Below are 13,575 nucleotides of genomic sequence, written 5' to 3'. Positions count from 1 at the left end.
GCGCAGCGTCCTTGTATGCCGCGTGAGCCGCGCTATACTTGGAATTGGCGTTGAAGGAGCCGCAATGCTCGATTCTTTCGTCAACTATTTCTGGGCGCATCCGATGGCCATCGGCGCGGCGGCCATCGCCGTCATCATCATCCTGGTTTGGATGACCGGCAGCGGTTCGCGCCAGCGCTTCATCGTCCTGAAACGCACGAAGGAAACCGAGCAGCTCACGCGCGACCTCGGACGCATCGCCGCAGCGCTCGAAAAAATCGCCAAGCAGCACGAACTCCCAACCGATTACGTAGGCCGGCCGATTCCTACGGGCTGGGAGGAGACCATTTCCGCTGGCGAGCCCGTCGAGGAGCACGCCGATTCGTCGCACGCCGCCGGTGCAGGGAATTCCAGCACGCCCAAAGCGCCCGCCGTAACGGAAACCGTCGCCGCGCCCGTTCCGGCAGCGCCAGCCAGCGCAAATTCTGGCGGCTTCCGCAATCCTCTCGGCGGCACCGCCGACATGCTCGGCAAAAAGAAGCTCGATCTCCCGAATCCGCTCTACCGCCCGAAGTAATCGTTTCTAAAGTTTTAGAGTGCTTTGCTTGTCGTCGTGTTTCGGGGAACGCCAACTCCGCAGCAACACGCTCGCAATGGCGAACGCGGCGATAAAAATCACGACGCCGGCGACAATCGCAAGCTGCGGGCGCATCTTGCGCATCTCCGGCTCGCGCCACATGTGCGCAAACTCGTAGGCCGCAAACAGAAAAACCAGCGTAAAAACCGCCGGCCGCAATCGCCGCGTCGGGCTTTGTCGCGGCGCTTTTCGCTGGTCAGGCAGCAGGGAATCGAGGCGCATTTTTCCCGCCGCGCTGGGCCGCCAGCTCGCTTTTTCATTTTTCTCGGAAGGCCGCATTCGCTCTAGGTTATCACCGCAATTCCAGGCACAAAACATGTCCATCGAATCTTTCTTCCCGATTCAGTTGACGCACTTCGGCACGTGGATGACGCTGCTCGATCCTTCCGACGTGCCTTTCGGAATGTCGCCCGACGTGCGCGACATCGAATTTTTCCCCGGCGGCGTCCGCACGCGCCCCGGCTTGCTTTCGATGTATCCGCCGCTCGGCGGCGCGCCGAACATCAACGGCCTGAAAACCTACATCACCACGGATCTCGTGCAGCGCCTGCTGGTGCTCGATTCGCTCGGAAATTTCTGGAAGGAAACTTCGCCGGGCGTGCTCTCCATCGTCAGCAGCGTCGTCGCGCCCGGCCTTTTTCTCGCCAGCACGAATTATTTTGGCCGCGAATACATGGCCTTTTCCAGCGGCACGCTTGGCCAGGACATTCCGCGCCAGTATGACGACACGTATTTCGATCGCGTCAGCCAGATCGGCCCCGCCGAAGGCCCCGCCGTCGCCGACGCCACAACTTCCGGCAGCATTTCCCCCGGCGTACATCAATGCGCCGTGATTTTCGTGACGCGCCAGGGCTATTGGACCATGCCTTCGCCGCCCGTTTCGTGGACGGCCGCTGGCGGTTTCAAAGCCAACATTACGAACATTCCCACCGGCCCATCGAACGTCGTTCAGCGCTTGCTCGCTTTCACTGGCGCAGGCGGCGCAACCTTTTATCAGATTCCGTCCTCGATGACCATCAACGACAACGTCACCACGTCGCTTGAAGTCGACTTCACCGATGGCATTCTTCTCTCGGGCGTCAGCATGCAGGATCTTTTCGCCAACGTCGAGCTACCCGATCAGCTCGGCGTCGCCGCGTATTCCGAACGCCTCTTCTGGTGGGGCGAGCGCGCCAAAATGCCCAACTGGCGCAATCTTTCTTTCGATGGCGGCTGGGACGCTTCCAGCAACGGCCGTCCGCTTGGCTGGACGCTCGGCCCAACGTTCAGCGCCGGCGGATCGCGCGAATCGAGCAACGTCGTCTGGGGCGACGCCTATCGCATCACCGCCGATGGCGCCACCATCGAGCGCGGCAATATTCAGCAAACCGCGCTCACCGACGTGAATGGCAATCCGCTACTGAAAACGAATACCGATTATTCCGTTCGTGCGCGCGTGGCCCGCTCCGCGAATCTCACGCAGGGAACTTTCCGCATCAATTGTTACAGCTTATCGCACGGATTTTTCGGCAGCGGCCTCGCCGTCACCGCGCAGCAAGCCACCACCGGCTACCAGGAATTCATCGCCGAGCTGATGCCGCCAGAAACTTCGCTTCCCAGCGATCTCGTGCTTCAGGTTTATGCCGATGGCACCCCTTCGCCGAGCGGCGAATCATTTCTCGTCGACAACATCGAAATCTTCCCGACCAACGCCGCGCAAAGCCCTTCCATCGTGCGCGCCTCGCGCAACTCCGACCCCGAAGCCTACGATGGCGTGCAAGGCCTCATCGAAATCGCCGTGAACAACGGCCAGGCCGTTCGCTCCGCCTTCGTCATCCGCAACAATTTGTATTTCGTCAAGGAGCGCAGCCTCTACGTCACCGCCGACAACGGCGCCACCGAGCCTGCTTTCTGGGACGTCGAGGAAGTTTCCAACTCCGTCGGCACGCCTTCCGTGCACGGCGTCGGCATCGGCGAAGATTGGGTCGTTATCGCTTCGCGCGCCGGCCTCTATCTTTTCACTGGCGGCGAGCCGCAAAAATTGTCGCAGGAAATTCAGCCCACCTGGGACGCCATCAACTGGCAATACGGCAGCTCGCTCTGGGTCACTGTCGATACGCAGCACAAACGCATCTACGTCGGCGTGCCCATGGGCAGCGCGACCACGCCCAACGAAATTCTCGTGCTCGATTACGTCGAAGGTTTTCAGGACCCGCTGTGGATGGCCGTTTCGTCGCCGCCCAACGCGCGCAAATGGGCGCCGTGGTTCATCGCCGCGAATTGCGCCAGCCTCATCGAGCGCCCCAACGGCACCGCCGCGCTTTTTCTCGGCAACAACATCGCCAACGGAAAAATCTATCAGCTCACCGAAGGCCAATTCTCCGACGACGGCGCAGCCATCAATTCCCATTACACGACCGCGTTTCTTTCGCGCACCGGCGCCACCGGCCGCGATCTTTTCGGCTATTTGACGGCCTTCGCGCAAGGCTCCGGCACACTCAACATCAACGCCTTCACGCCCGGCAACGCGACCGAAACGCTTCTCGGCTCGCTCGCGCTCAGTTATCCTGCGCCGCAGGATCTCGAGATCATCTCCAATCTCAACGCCGAGCGCGTCGCCTACCAGTTCGCCACCAACGCCGCAGGCTCCTGGTTTTCGCTGACGAAATGCGTCCCCTGGGCCAAGCCCTCACCCTTCTCCTTCGTCCGCGGCCACAATTAGGGCCGGCCGAAAGCGCTTAAAACATGAGCCTTACACGGATCTATTGCCAGAGTGGATACAAAAACAGCCAAAACTGGACACAAATGGCAAAAAGTGGGCGCAAGTTGCCGATAGTGGTGTATAATCCTTCTAGAATTCAATGCTGCGGAGGGTGGCTATGAAACTGATGAACGATGTAATGACCGGTGGCCAGTAGCAACTGAAATCCTGCCTACTTTCTTCACAAGGGTTTACCTTAATTCCTTTACGCCTTTTTGGGCTTCCAGCACAGTTGATACGCAAGAGTCAAAATTGGATTCTTAACCGTTAGCCCTAGCGCAAGCTTGCCATCGGCGTTGAACGTGCGGCTCACTGCACCTTCCTTGTGCATCCGTTCTTCCTCTTCGTGATGCCTTGTCTCGCTCATTCCATACGTCGTGCGGTTCCAAACGTCTTCGCGTGAGATGTCATAATTTTTCGGAAATTCGACGTATAACTCCAGAAGTTCGGTCGGCTCGTAAACCCAGTGGCCCACATACTCCTCTTCGGAGTCTTTTCCGTAGGCCATTTTGAAATTGCCGTCAATTTCCTCGGTAATCAGCAGAGTGACGGCCTGACCCTTGGGAATCGCATCTTTGAAGCGGATGTGAAACCGTGTCTCCGGCCCGGATTGCTGGCAAGTGGTCTCCGGTTGCCGGTCCGCGGGCAGGCCGAGCGCCTCGATCTTTGGCTGCTTGCGGCCGGTCGCCGTGTACGACCGCAATTTTCGCACCAGGTGTTTAACTTCCAGGCCCAGCACGACAAACGTCTCTTCCTGGCGAACTCGGCTGTCGCCCTTTTCGTTGAGAATGTAACAAAATCGTTTGACGGACGTCACTCTCATGCCCACGGCGGCGGCAAGCTGGTCGCGGTAATTCGACTTCAGCACCAGCGCCTGTTTGTCGTGTTCGAGTCGTTTGATCTGCGCCGCCATCCCGTCTCGCGCGGCAGCAGCATCTCTCTGCCGTCGCATGAGCACTTCAGGCGCGCGGAACGCATAAAGGAACAGGTACACCGCGGCCATCAACGAGAGCATGAAGAGAATTCGAAACTCTGCGTGTCCCGATAGCGGTTCGGCAAGGATTCGCGCGCGCAGGTTGTCATCCGAAACCAGCAAGCCAACGACAAATTTCAAAAAACTCACGTAAATTGTCGAAAATGCCGCCACCACATCCGCGACGATCACCACAAGCCCGACAATCGTGAAATACGCGAAATCATCGCCCTTCAGGCGAAAGATGCTCTTATTGATTTCGCAGAATTGGTTCCACCATGCGCGCAGCATTCGTTGACACCATCCGACCTGAAGGCTTCCCGTTCAGCCTCAACTCACGGACGCAAAATGCGTTAGAGTTTCGTAATTACACGGGAAGACAGCGTGGACTGTCAAGCCAATTCTGGGTCGCCGCATGTGGCGGCAGATTCATTCATGCAATCGGCGCGCTGACGCGCTGCCACAGCGTGTGCGCAACCAGCAGCAAGCCGCCGATCGAGCCGCTCAGATAATTCGACGCGTGCGCCCACACATCGGCCATGAAAACGCCTTGCCGGTCGAACGGCAGCATCGCGGCCCATGCTTGCATCGCCGTGATGCGGCCTGTTTCCGTGAGCCACCATCCCGCGAATCCCGCGAGCGCAGCGACCGCGGCCATCGCGAAAAGCAGCCACGCAATAGGCCGCAGAAAATCTCGCCATGTGAATTTGTGGAGTGAGCCGGCGCGCGCCGCAATCGCCAGCGCGATTCCGATTGCCAGCCCGGCCCACCACGATGTCGCGACGCCCCAGCCAAGCGCGACTATCGTCGCCGAGCTTGAGTGCAGCAGCGGCAAATGCGCGTGCGCCACGGTGAAATACTCCGCGCAAACGCGAATCGTCACTTCGTCGTGAACAATTCCGTAGCCCATCGCCGCCGCGACCGATACCAGAACAATTTTCAGCGACTCCGCGCCGAGGATGCCGCCGGATTTGTCTTTCGTTAGTGGCAAGAAATGATCCGCGCGCGCATCTTATCAAATTCACGAACCTAGACGGGTCTAAGACAACGATCGAATCATGCCGCTGAATATTCCCCAAATCGAAGCGCTCAAAAAAATCAGCACGCATCTCTATGAGGCGATGAACCGCATCGTCTCCGGCGTGAACAATCTGAAGCTCTCGATGGATACCGACGTCACCGACGGCACGGATTTCGCGCGCGTCTCCGCCGCTGCGCTCACGTCCAACGACGTCGATCCCACCAGGCCCGGCGTGCTCATGAAAGGCTCCGTCCCGCCGACGTGGAACGGCTCGTTCACCTACGCCAGCACCACTTCGAGCATCACCTGGTCGTGGTCCGGCCTCGTGATTTATCGCGCCGACGGCACAACAACAGCCGTCGCAAACGGCTCGCTCGCTATTGCGAGTCTCTCGCCCGGCACCACGTATTATTTTTATCCGTATTGGGACGACACGCTTCTCGCGCTCGCCTGGGTCGCGGGCGGAGCAGGTTGGCCCGCCGCGGCGGGGAATCCGCCGAACGCGTTTACCTCAAAAACCATCGCCGCTGCGCAACAACAATCATTGCAGGGCCGCATTCCGCTTTCCGCGGGCGCGATGATCGCCGCGACCACGACATCCGGCACAGGCGGCGGCTCCGGAGGCGGCTCCGGTTCATGCGTTCGCGCGGGAATGATGGTTCTCTCGCGCGACCGTGACACCATCGCCATCGAAAACGTGCGCGTCGGCGAGCATATTCTCGGCCACGATGGGTTCTTGAACGAAAGGTGGACGCGCGTCGTGCGTCACGAAGTTCATCCCGCCGACGCGTTTGTCCGCCTCACATTTTCAAACGAGGATTCGCTCGACGTGACGCCGCATCACGTCTTCACGCTTGCCGATGGCGCGCCTGTCCGCGCCGAGCGCCTTTGCCTCGGCGATATTTTGGTTGGCCGGTTGGGAAGATTGACGCTGAAGAAAATCGAACTCGTCGCCGAAGAAGGTGCCAAGGTCATCGTCGCGTGCGAGCCTTCGCACGAATTTTTCGCCGGCCGCGCCGCCGCGTCAGTGCTGACGCACAACTACAATTTCAGTTCGTGATCAATGCGATAGGGAATCCGCCAATAAAAAAACAAACTCGCCGTTATCGCGAAGAGCCCGCCTTTTTCGCCGGCGGCTTCAGAAACGTTCCTTCGTCCAGTTCCTGGAACGCCTCGCGGAGCTGCTGCTGCGTGTTCATCACGATCGGGCCATACCACGCTACGGGTTCTTCGATTGGCTTTCCGGAGACCAGCAAAAATCGCACGCCGTCTTCGCCCGCGCGAATTTCCACTTCATCGCCGCGGTCAAACAAAATGAGCGAGCGGTTTTCCGCTTGCGTCGGAGGTTTCGTCTCCAGCCACCCGACAGGCTCTGTGGGCACTTCGAGCGGCCGCGAAGCATTGCAGAATTTTCCGTTTCCGGCAAACACGTAGGCGAAGGCATGCCGCGTCGTCTCCACCGGCAGCGTTTTGTGCCGGCCGGGAGGCACAGATACATCCAGATAAATCGGATCGGCTGCGACGCCTTCGACGGGACCTTTCATGCCCCAGAAATTTCCGCATACGACGCGAACGTGCGTGCCGTCGTCGTCCTTCAGCTCGGGAATCTCCGCCGCTTTGACTTCCTGATAGCGTGGCGTCGTCATTTTCAGCGCCGATGGAAGATTGCCCCATAGCTGAAATCCGTGCATGCGGCCCGCGTGATCTCCCTTGGGCATCTCCTGATGGATGATTCCGCTGCCCGCGGTCATCCACTGCACATCGCCCGCGCCGATCGCGCCGCGATTGCCCATGCTGTCGCCGTGTTCGACGGTTCCGGCAAGCACATACGTGATCGTTTCGATGCCGCGATGCGGATGCCACGGAAAACCCGCGAGGTAATCTTCCGGCACGTCGTTGCGAAAATCGTCGAGCAGCAGAAACGGGTCAAAATCCTTGGTATTGCCGAAGCCGAACGCGCGCCGCAGATGCACACCGGCTCCTTCGAGCGTCGGTTTGGATTGAATGATGCGCTTTACAGGTCGGAGCGACATGAGGCCCTCCTCTCGCAGCTTACATCGCATCGCCCGCCATCGCAAATGAGGGAAGGGAACTCTCGGCTTCCGTTCAGCCCGCGGCGGGCGGCGCCGAAATCAATTTGATAGTTCGAGATCTTTTCGACTGCGTGGAATTTACTCGCAATAAATGCGAACTCGCTTGCCGCTCTCGCTCTCGATTTCCACATTCATTTCATCGAGTTTTCGCTGGAAATCCTGATCGTTCATGCGATCCAGGGAGCCGAAGTCGATTCCGTGCTCGCGCAGCTTTTCCGAGACGCGCTCCGGCAGAATCGCCATCCAGTGGCGTCCGCCGCGCACAAAAGAAAGCGGCACGCGAATGCTCGTGCCTTCGCGCCCGGGCCGCTCGACTTGAATGCGAAGAAACCGCGGCTTCTTCGCGTCCGTTGCATTTGCTTGCGTGCCGTATGCGACCGAACTCGCCACTGCGTTCGCCGCCGACGCGGGCGTTCCGGTTGCCGGAGCCGCGCCAGAAATCTTATCGAGCAATCGCGCCGCGTCGTCAGAGGTGATTTTTCCTTCGGCCAGCATTTCCAGAATTTTCTTTCGCTCTTCGCTCATCGTCGCTCCTTTTCGAAATTCGTTTTCGTAAATTTGCGTCAGCTCCTAACTCAATCGTTCGAGCGCCTCGTCCACGGTCAATTCGCCGCGCGCGAGCTGCTCCAGCACATACAAATTCGGCGACGGCGCCTCGAAGCTTTTGTCCAGCGCCGCGCCGATGGCGTTCAGCCGGTTCTTCACCGTGGGATAGCTGATGTTAAAGAGGCTTTCCATCTTCTTGAGCGACCCGTGATGCCGCACAAATGCGATCACGAACGCCTGGTCTTCCAGCGGCAGCTTGCCCAGCGCCGAGACATCGAATTCGCCCTCCATGGCCATCTTGCACCTAGGGCAAACCATCTTCGCGACTGTCAGTGACTGCTTGCAGTCAGGGCAAATTGACTTTGAAATATCCATTCGCAGCTCCGTTTTTGCAACTAAACTATCCAAGAAAATTAATATTGTCAATCTGAACATGAATAATATTAATCTATTCGGTCAGATTCGTCGAAATCCTTTATTTTCATTTGCTTAGAGTGAAACCATGACTGGAAGGCGCTATTACCTGACAACCTTGGCAGCTTGGCAGCGCCACGCCCCGCGCTGTGCCGAGTCGCATTTCGTCGTGGCAGATAGCTCGGCGGCCGAAGAGGGGAAGGGCATGCCAATCCTCGCGCTCATCACGGCCGACGAAGCCGCGCACATCGCGCTCGAAAACGACGCGGAATTCGAAGTGTTGCCGCATCCGCTCGCGCGCACGCCTGTCTCCGAGCGCGTCGCTTCCGCGCTCGCGCAATTCGGCGTCGCTTCGGGAGACGACACATTCACCCTCGCCGAAAAACTCGCGCGCGTGAATCCGCTCCTGCGTCATCGCGTGTTTTGACAATCCGGCTAGGATTGTCATCCTGAGCAGAGCGTTTTCTGCGATGCGAAGGACCTCGCCGTGGCCATTGCCCTATCTTGTTTTATTTTGGTTCACGACTTGCAATTGCAGCGTCGCGTTTTCGTGCCTGATTTTTTTCGTCACTTGCCCGCCCTGAGCGCAGCCGAAGGGTCACTCGTCACTGCCTTTCCATGATTCGCGAATACACTGACGCCGATCTCGACGCGCTCCTCGCCATGCATCGTGCGCAAGGATTCGATTACGCCTTTCCGGATCTGCGCGACCCGATCTTCGTCAGCAAACTCGTTCTCGAAGATGAATCCGGCCGCGCGGTGATGGCATCTCTCGCGCGGCTGACGTGCGAGATGTATCTGCTTGTCGATCCGAAAGCGGGCGCTCCGCGAGATCGTTATGCGCGTCTGCTCGAGCTGCATCGCGCAGGCGCACACGACTTGCGCGCTCGCGGCCTCGATGATGCCCACGCCTGGCTGCCGCCGCGCATCGCGGAACGCTTTGGCCGCCGCCTCGAATCGTTCGGCTGGGTCCGCGACGACCGCTGGACGCCCTACTGCAAGCGCCTGCGCTGATTTGTCGCCATTGTTTTTGCTCATCACTCATCACTCGTCACTTGCCACTTGCTTTGAATCGGCAAGCCGATTCCAAAGCTCGGCCGATATGAATTTTCGCGAAAGGAATGAATCATGTCCAGAGGTGCACAGCAGCAAGTCCAGCAAGAATCGCAACAGCAGCTTGGCGCGCAGGACCAGCTCATCTCGCAGGCCAATCAGGAAGGCCAGCAGGAGCTCGGCGTCCTCACGCCAGAAATCGAAAATCTTCTGAACGGTCCCGGCTACACGCCTGCGCAGCAATCCGCCATCGAGCAGCAGGGCATGGGCGCGGCGCGCACGGCCTACGACGCCCTGCAGGAATCCGCCGCGAATCGCGTCGCACGCACGAACAACACCGCCGGCTACAACGCGCTCGAATCCGAGCTCGGCCAGCAGGAGGCGCAATCGCTCGCCAATCAGGCGCAGTCCGACCAAATCGCTTTCGCCAACGAGCAAATCAATCAGCAAATGGCCGGCCTCAACGCGCTCGAAAACACCTACAACATCAATACGAATCTGCTGGGCCGCGCGATGGGCGTGCCCGCGCAGTTGCTCAATGTGCAGGAGCAGGCGTCAAAAGGTCCCGGCGTAAGCACATTGCTCGGCGATGTCGGCCTCGGTCTCGGCGCTCTTTTCGGCTAGCGCGCGATTGCTGGCGATTTCATCCGAAATGCTCCTATCATGCTCGCAAAACTCTGGAATCCCACGACCATCGCGGTCCTCGGCGCGACGGCGGTGCAGCTCGTCCTGTTTCTGCGCTGGATTTACCGCCGCATCCGCGACGACGAAATCATGCGCGTTTTCGTCGCGGACATGGCCACAAACCATCTGCCGCACATTTACGATCTGCTTTCGCGCCTCTGCGACCAGCAAAGAATCGAGCGCCCGCCCTCGCCTTCGATCCGCTGGATCGACTGGAACGATCGCACGCACTGAGGAAGCGGCGTGATCGCATCGCGGCCAATCGCATTCAATATGCACGCATCGCCGTATAATCCATCCGTTACGTTATCCTTCGCGTAAGGACACGACACATGAAACAACTATTGCGGATTCTCGCTCTATTGATATTCGCCGCTTCGCCCGCGCTCGCTCAGGGCGTGCATTACAACGACGTCGCGCGCACGGCCGATAATCGCCCGCTTTCGAATGGCGCCGTCGCCGTTTGCGTCGCGAATCCCACGAGCCCGGGCAACGTCGGCGAGCCTTGCGCGCCGCTTGCGGCTATCTACGCCGACCCCGCGCTCTCCGCGCCCGCGGCCAATCCGATTCTCGCCGACACGAATGGCAACTTCAGTTTCTGGGCCGCGCCCGGCACGTATTTCATCGAATTCTATTCGCCCGGCAAAGCAATCGTCCCATTCACGGAGACGATCACGCTCGGCTGCGTCCCAAATTCCAGCGCGGCGGGCTGCGGCTCCGGCATCACGCGCGACGTCCGCGCTTATGGCGCGCTCTGTAACGACACGAACGACGACACCGCAGCGATTCAGGCTGCGGTGAATTCGCTGCCAACAAGCGGCGCGGCCATCGGCGGCATCGTCAGTTTTCCGGGCGTGTGCATGACGACCTCCGCCATCAACGTCACCACGCCAAACGTGACCTTCGAAGGCATCGGCCATTTTCAGTTCATCACGCAAAACGCGCCGCCGAGCTACATCGATTTTCAGGGTGCGACGCCGCAGAACGCGCTCAACATCAGCGCGCAAGGCTTCGCGATGAGCAACATGGGCGTGAAGTATCCCACGACCATCGGCGGACCGCTCGCCGCGCCTCTTGCCCCTGCGCTTACAACGGTCAGCGGCTCCGGCTGTCCGGCGGAAGCGTATTACGTCGAAGCGACCTACGTGAGCGCGCAGGGTCAAACGAACGTTTCGCCCGAAGCGACAATCACGACGGCGAGCGGCCAGTGCTTCAAAGTGACTGCGCCGGCGAGCGAAACCGGCGCGACCGGCTGGAACGTTTTCGTTTCCTCGAACCCCAACAACGAAACGCTGCAAGTTTCTTCGCCTCTGGCCATCGGCACAAGCTGGACCTTCGCAGGCACGCTCGCCAACCTCGGCTTTCGTCCCGCGGTAAACACAACCGCCTACGCCGCGATCTACGATCCCAATGGCGCGCAGCTCGATGGCGTGAAAATTTTCACGAACGACGCAGCGACCGCGGGCACAGCATCCACGGCCAACGGCTACACGAGCTTCGGCTGCTGCGGCAAGCTCGAAAACGTTTACATCGCTGGCTTCGGCATCGGCGTTTTCGGCTCCGGCTCGAACAACGATTTTTCGATCAAAGACAGCTACATCCAGTCCGACTACGTTGGCGCACTCATCGTCAACGGCGCGGACATCAACATCGAAGACGACGATTTCGAGGGCAACGTCGTCGGCAACCTGAAGATGCTCTATGGTTCGCCCTATCAGATCACCGGCAATTATTTCGAGCAGCAGGGCAGCAATCCGCCGTCGTACAACGTGCAGCTCGGCGACAATTCGATTCCGCCGCAGGGCTTCACGCCCACGCCCGGAGCCATCAACCTCAGCAACAATTTCATGCAGTGCAACCTCACCGCCTATCCGCCTTCGCCGATCGTCGTCGATACGTCGCAGGTGCTGGACATCGAGCGCAATTCGTTTTCGCAGTGCGGCCACGAGAACATCGTCGACGATTTGTCCACCGGCGCGTCCGCGCACATCAACATGCTCGGCAACATTTCCGACGCACAGCCGCTCGCGTGGCTCACGCACACGACGGGGCTCATCGAGAGCGACGTCGAATCCATTGGCACAGCCGAAAATCCCGGCACGCCGTATTTTTACGGCCTGGGCATCGATTCGCAGAGCGGCGCGAGCCAGTTGAATTTCAATGAAGCAGGCGCTCCAGCATGGCAGGCCAACGCGACGACATCGGCATTTTCGCTCGCGAATAATGGCGCGAGCGCGTTTGTAGCCGCGCCCTTCGGCGCCGGGACTCATCCCGACATGCTCAGCACATATGCGGCGAGCGCTGCCGAAGTGATCGTCACGCAATCCGGAAATTCCGCCACGTTCGACGCCAGCCTCGGCAACACGTTCGAGCTGATTATGAACGCGAACGTGACCTCCGTGACGCTCGAAAACATGCAGCCCGGCCAGTGGCTCGATTTCATCATTTGCCAGGGCGGCGGCGGGCCGTGGACGTTCGCGTGGCCGTCGAATGTTTTCGGCGGCGGCGCGGTCGGAACAACGTCCGGCGATTGCAGCACGCAAACGTTCTACGTCAGCGGCACAAGCTCATCGAACGCAAACGCCTGGGCCGCCGGGCCGATGCTCGCCAATCTGACCAGCGGCTCGAGCGGTCCGTCGCTGCTCGGAGTTTCCGGCACAGTTCCGTATTTCACCGGCTCGTGGACAAACGGAAATTGTCTCGCGGCTGGCGGCTCGCCGGGACTTATCACCGTCACGTCGAGCGCCTGCGGATCCGGCAGCGGTGGCGGCGGTTCTCCCGGCGGCGGCAGCAGCGCCGTGCAATTCAATAACGGCGGCGCATTCGGCGGCGACGCGACAAACTTTTTTTATACGACGAGCACTCACGCTCTGACGCTCACCGGCCCTCTCACCGCGTCGTCGCTCACGCTGACGAGCCAGAATAGCCTTACGCTCGGCTCCGGCTCGCAAACGAATCCATCGTATGTTTTTGTGCAAAGCGGCAGCGGCGGCAGCAACACGAATCCCGGCTACTTCGAAGCCGCAGGCTCGCCGGCGAACGCGTTCAATTCGTTTTTGTATCCGTGCCAGCAAGCGGGGAACTGGTGCGCATCTTCCACCACTCCGAGCGCCGATTCCAATCGCACGCTCGCCGCGCACGGCGCCGTAAATGCACAGGCCGGAACTTCCTACACGATTCAGACAACCGATGAGGACGGCCTCACGACGTTCAACAATTCTTCCGCGGTCGCCGTGTCGCTTCCGTGCCCGAACGGCGCGAGTTTCGCAAACGGCTGGCGCGAAATGCTGAAAATGACCGGCGCAGGCACGCCGACAATCACCACTTCCGGCTGCAACATCAACGGCGCGACCACATTCGCGATTCCCACTGCGGGCGTTTGGCTTGTCAGCGACGGCGCAAATTACTGGACGGTGCAATAGTGAATCTCTTTCG

At 59.6% G+C, this 13,575-nt stretch carries 14 protein-coding genes; 8 read left to right on the top strand and 6 right to left on the bottom strand.

The window, feature by feature from the left end:
* The first annotated feature begins 64 nt into the window (after nt 1-64).
* Nucleotides 65-556, top strand: a complete 492-nt coding sequence (locus VGR81_00415; protein ID HEV2287395.1) for a hypothetical protein — start codon at nt 65-67, stop codon at nt 554-556.
* A gap of 6 nt (nt 557-562) precedes the next feature.
* Here VGR81_00415 and VGR81_00410 read toward each other — a convergent pair whose 3' ends face one another.
* Nucleotides 563-838 (bottom strand): hypothetical protein, encoded by a 276-nt coding sequence (locus VGR81_00410; GenBank protein HEV2287394.1) that lies wholly within the window; start codon nt 836-838, stop codon nt 563-565.
* Between the two features lie 94 nt (nt 839-932).
* Between VGR81_00410 and VGR81_00405 the strand changes: the two genes are divergently transcribed.
* Nucleotides 933-3,317 carry a hypothetical protein gene (locus VGR81_00405; GenBank protein ID HEV2287393.1) on the top strand — a complete coding sequence of 795 codons (2,385 nt, stop codon included), beginning with the start codon at nt 933-935 and terminating at the stop codon, nt 3,315-3,317.
* A 244-nt stretch (nt 3,318-3,561) separates the two neighbouring features.
* On the opposite strand, the gene VGR81_00400 is transcribed toward VGR81_00405, so the two are convergent.
* Together VGR81_00400 and VGR81_00395 are read right to left on the bottom strand one after the other, a co-directional pair.
* The gene (locus tag VGR81_00400) at nt 3,562-4,620 is read right to left on the bottom strand and encodes a hypothetical protein (protein ID HEV2287392.1); all 1,059 of its coding nucleotides are present in this window, start codon (nt 4,618-4,620) and stop codon (nt 3,562-3,564) included.
* Nucleotides 4,621-4,762: 142 nt separating this feature from the next.
* Nucleotides 4,763-5,320 (bottom strand): hypothetical protein, encoded by a 558-nt coding sequence (locus VGR81_00395; GenBank protein HEV2287391.1) that lies wholly within the window; start codon nt 5,318-5,320, stop codon nt 4,763-4,765.
* 67 nt (nt 5,321-5,387) lie between these two features.
* Between VGR81_00395 and VGR81_00390 the strand changes: the two genes are divergently transcribed.
* Nucleotides 5,388-6,410 carry a Hint domain-containing protein gene (locus VGR81_00390; protein HEV2287390.1) on the top strand — a complete coding sequence of 341 codons (1,023 nt, stop codon included), beginning with the start codon at nt 5,388-5,390 and terminating at the stop codon, nt 6,408-6,410.
* 43 nt (nt 6,411-6,453) lie between these two features.
* On the opposite strand, the gene VGR81_00385 is transcribed toward VGR81_00390, so the two are convergent.
* The 3 genes from VGR81_00385 to VGR81_00375 form a co-directional block, all read right to left on the bottom strand.
* On the bottom strand, nt 6,454-7,383 hold the full coding sequence (locus tag VGR81_00385) for a pirin family protein (protein ID HEV2287389.1): 930 nt from the start codon (nt 7,381-7,383) through the stop codon (nt 6,454-6,456).
* A gap of 138 nt (nt 7,384-7,521) precedes the next feature.
* Nucleotides 7,522-7,968, bottom strand: coding sequence for a hypothetical protein (locus tag VGR81_00380; protein HEV2287388.1), 447 nt, complete (start codon nt 7,966-7,968; stop codon nt 7,522-7,524).
* Nucleotides 7,969-8,013: 45 nt separating this feature from the next.
* Nucleotides 8,014-8,364: a DUF2089 domain-containing protein gene (locus tag VGR81_00375; protein ID HEV2287387.1), complete on the bottom strand. Its 351-nt coding sequence runs from the start codon at nt 8,362-8,364 to the stop codon at nt 8,014-8,016.
* 127 nt (nt 8,365-8,491) lie between these two features.
* Between VGR81_00375 and VGR81_00370 the strand changes: the two genes are divergently transcribed.
* From VGR81_00370 to VGR81_00350, 5 genes are all read left to right on the top strand, one after another.
* Nucleotides 8,492-8,830, top strand: a complete 339-nt coding sequence (locus VGR81_00370) for a hypothetical protein (protein HEV2287386.1) — start codon at nt 8,492-8,494, stop codon at nt 8,828-8,830.
* Nucleotides 8,831-9,021: 191 nt separating this feature from the next.
* Nucleotides 9,022-9,417, top strand: a complete 396-nt coding sequence (locus VGR81_00365; protein HEV2287385.1) for a hypothetical protein — start codon at nt 9,022-9,024, stop codon at nt 9,415-9,417.
* 114 nt (nt 9,418-9,531) lie between these two features.
* Nucleotides 9,532-10,080 carry a hypothetical protein gene (locus VGR81_00360; GenBank protein ID HEV2287384.1) on the top strand — a complete coding sequence of 183 codons (549 nt, stop codon included), beginning with the start codon at nt 9,532-9,534 and terminating at the stop codon, nt 10,078-10,080.
* Between the two features lie 39 nt (nt 10,081-10,119).
* Entirely contained in the window at nt 10,120-10,374 is a 255-nt protein-coding gene (locus tag VGR81_00355; protein ID HEV2287383.1) for a hypothetical protein, read from the top strand.
* A 98-nt stretch (nt 10,375-10,472) separates the two neighbouring features.
* Nucleotides 10,473-13,562 (top strand): hypothetical protein, encoded by a 3,090-nt coding sequence (locus VGR81_00350; protein ID HEV2287382.1) that lies wholly within the window; start codon nt 10,473-10,475, stop codon nt 13,560-13,562.
* Nucleotides 13,563-13,575: the final 13 nt, after the last annotated feature.

It is taken from the genome of Candidatus Acidiferrales bacterium, assembly GCA_035934015.1.
In the GTDB taxonomy this organism is placed as follows: Bacteria; Acidobacteriota; Terriglobia; order Acidiferrales; family UBA7541; genus DAHUXN01.
This window is presented reverse-complemented; position numbering and strand designations above follow the sequence as displayed.

Excerpts from the sequence above, each read along its gene's own strand:
- VGR81_00415 (HEV2287395.1), top strand. The coding sequence starts at position 65 with ATGCTCGATTCTTTCGTCAACTATTTCTGGGCGCATCCGATGGCCATC.
- VGR81_00410 (HEV2287394.1), bottom strand. The coding sequence starts at position 838 with ATGCGCCTCGATTCCCTGCTGCCTGACCAGCGAAAAGCGCCGCGACAA.
- VGR81_00405 (HEV2287393.1), top strand. The coding sequence starts at position 933 with ATGTCCATCGAATCTTTCTTCCCGATTCAGTTGACGCACTTCGGCACG.
- VGR81_00400 (HEV2287392.1), bottom strand. The coding sequence starts at position 4,620 with ATGCTGCGCGCATGGTGGAACCAATTCTGCGAAATCAATAAGAGCATC.
- VGR81_00390 (HEV2287390.1), top strand. The coding sequence starts at position 5,388 with ATGCCGCTGAATATTCCCCAAATCGAAGCGCTCAAAAAAATCAGCACG.
- VGR81_00385 (HEV2287389.1), bottom strand. The coding sequence starts at position 7,383 with ATGTCGCTCCGACCTGTAAAGCGCATCATTCAATCCAAACCGACGCTC.
- VGR81_00380 (HEV2287388.1), bottom strand. The coding sequence starts at position 7,968 with ATGAGCGAAGAGCGAAAGAAAATTCTGGAAATGCTGGCCGAAGGAAAA.
- VGR81_00375 (HEV2287387.1), bottom strand. The coding sequence starts at position 8,364 with ATGGATATTTCAAAGTCAATTTGCCCTGACTGCAAGCAGTCACTGACA.
- VGR81_00370 (HEV2287386.1), top strand. The coding sequence starts at position 8,492 with ATGACTGGAAGGCGCTATTACCTGACAACCTTGGCAGCTTGGCAGCGC.
- VGR81_00365 (HEV2287385.1), top strand. The coding sequence starts at position 9,022 with ATGATTCGCGAATACACTGACGCCGATCTCGACGCGCTCCTCGCCATG.
- VGR81_00360 (HEV2287384.1), top strand. The coding sequence starts at position 9,532 with ATGTCCAGAGGTGCACAGCAGCAAGTCCAGCAAGAATCGCAACAGCAG.
- VGR81_00355 (HEV2287383.1), top strand. The coding sequence starts at position 10,120 with ATGCTCGCAAAACTCTGGAATCCCACGACCATCGCGGTCCTCGGCGCG.
- VGR81_00350 (HEV2287382.1), top strand. The coding sequence starts at position 10,473 with ATGAAACAACTATTGCGGATTCTCGCTCTATTGATATTCGCCGCTTCG.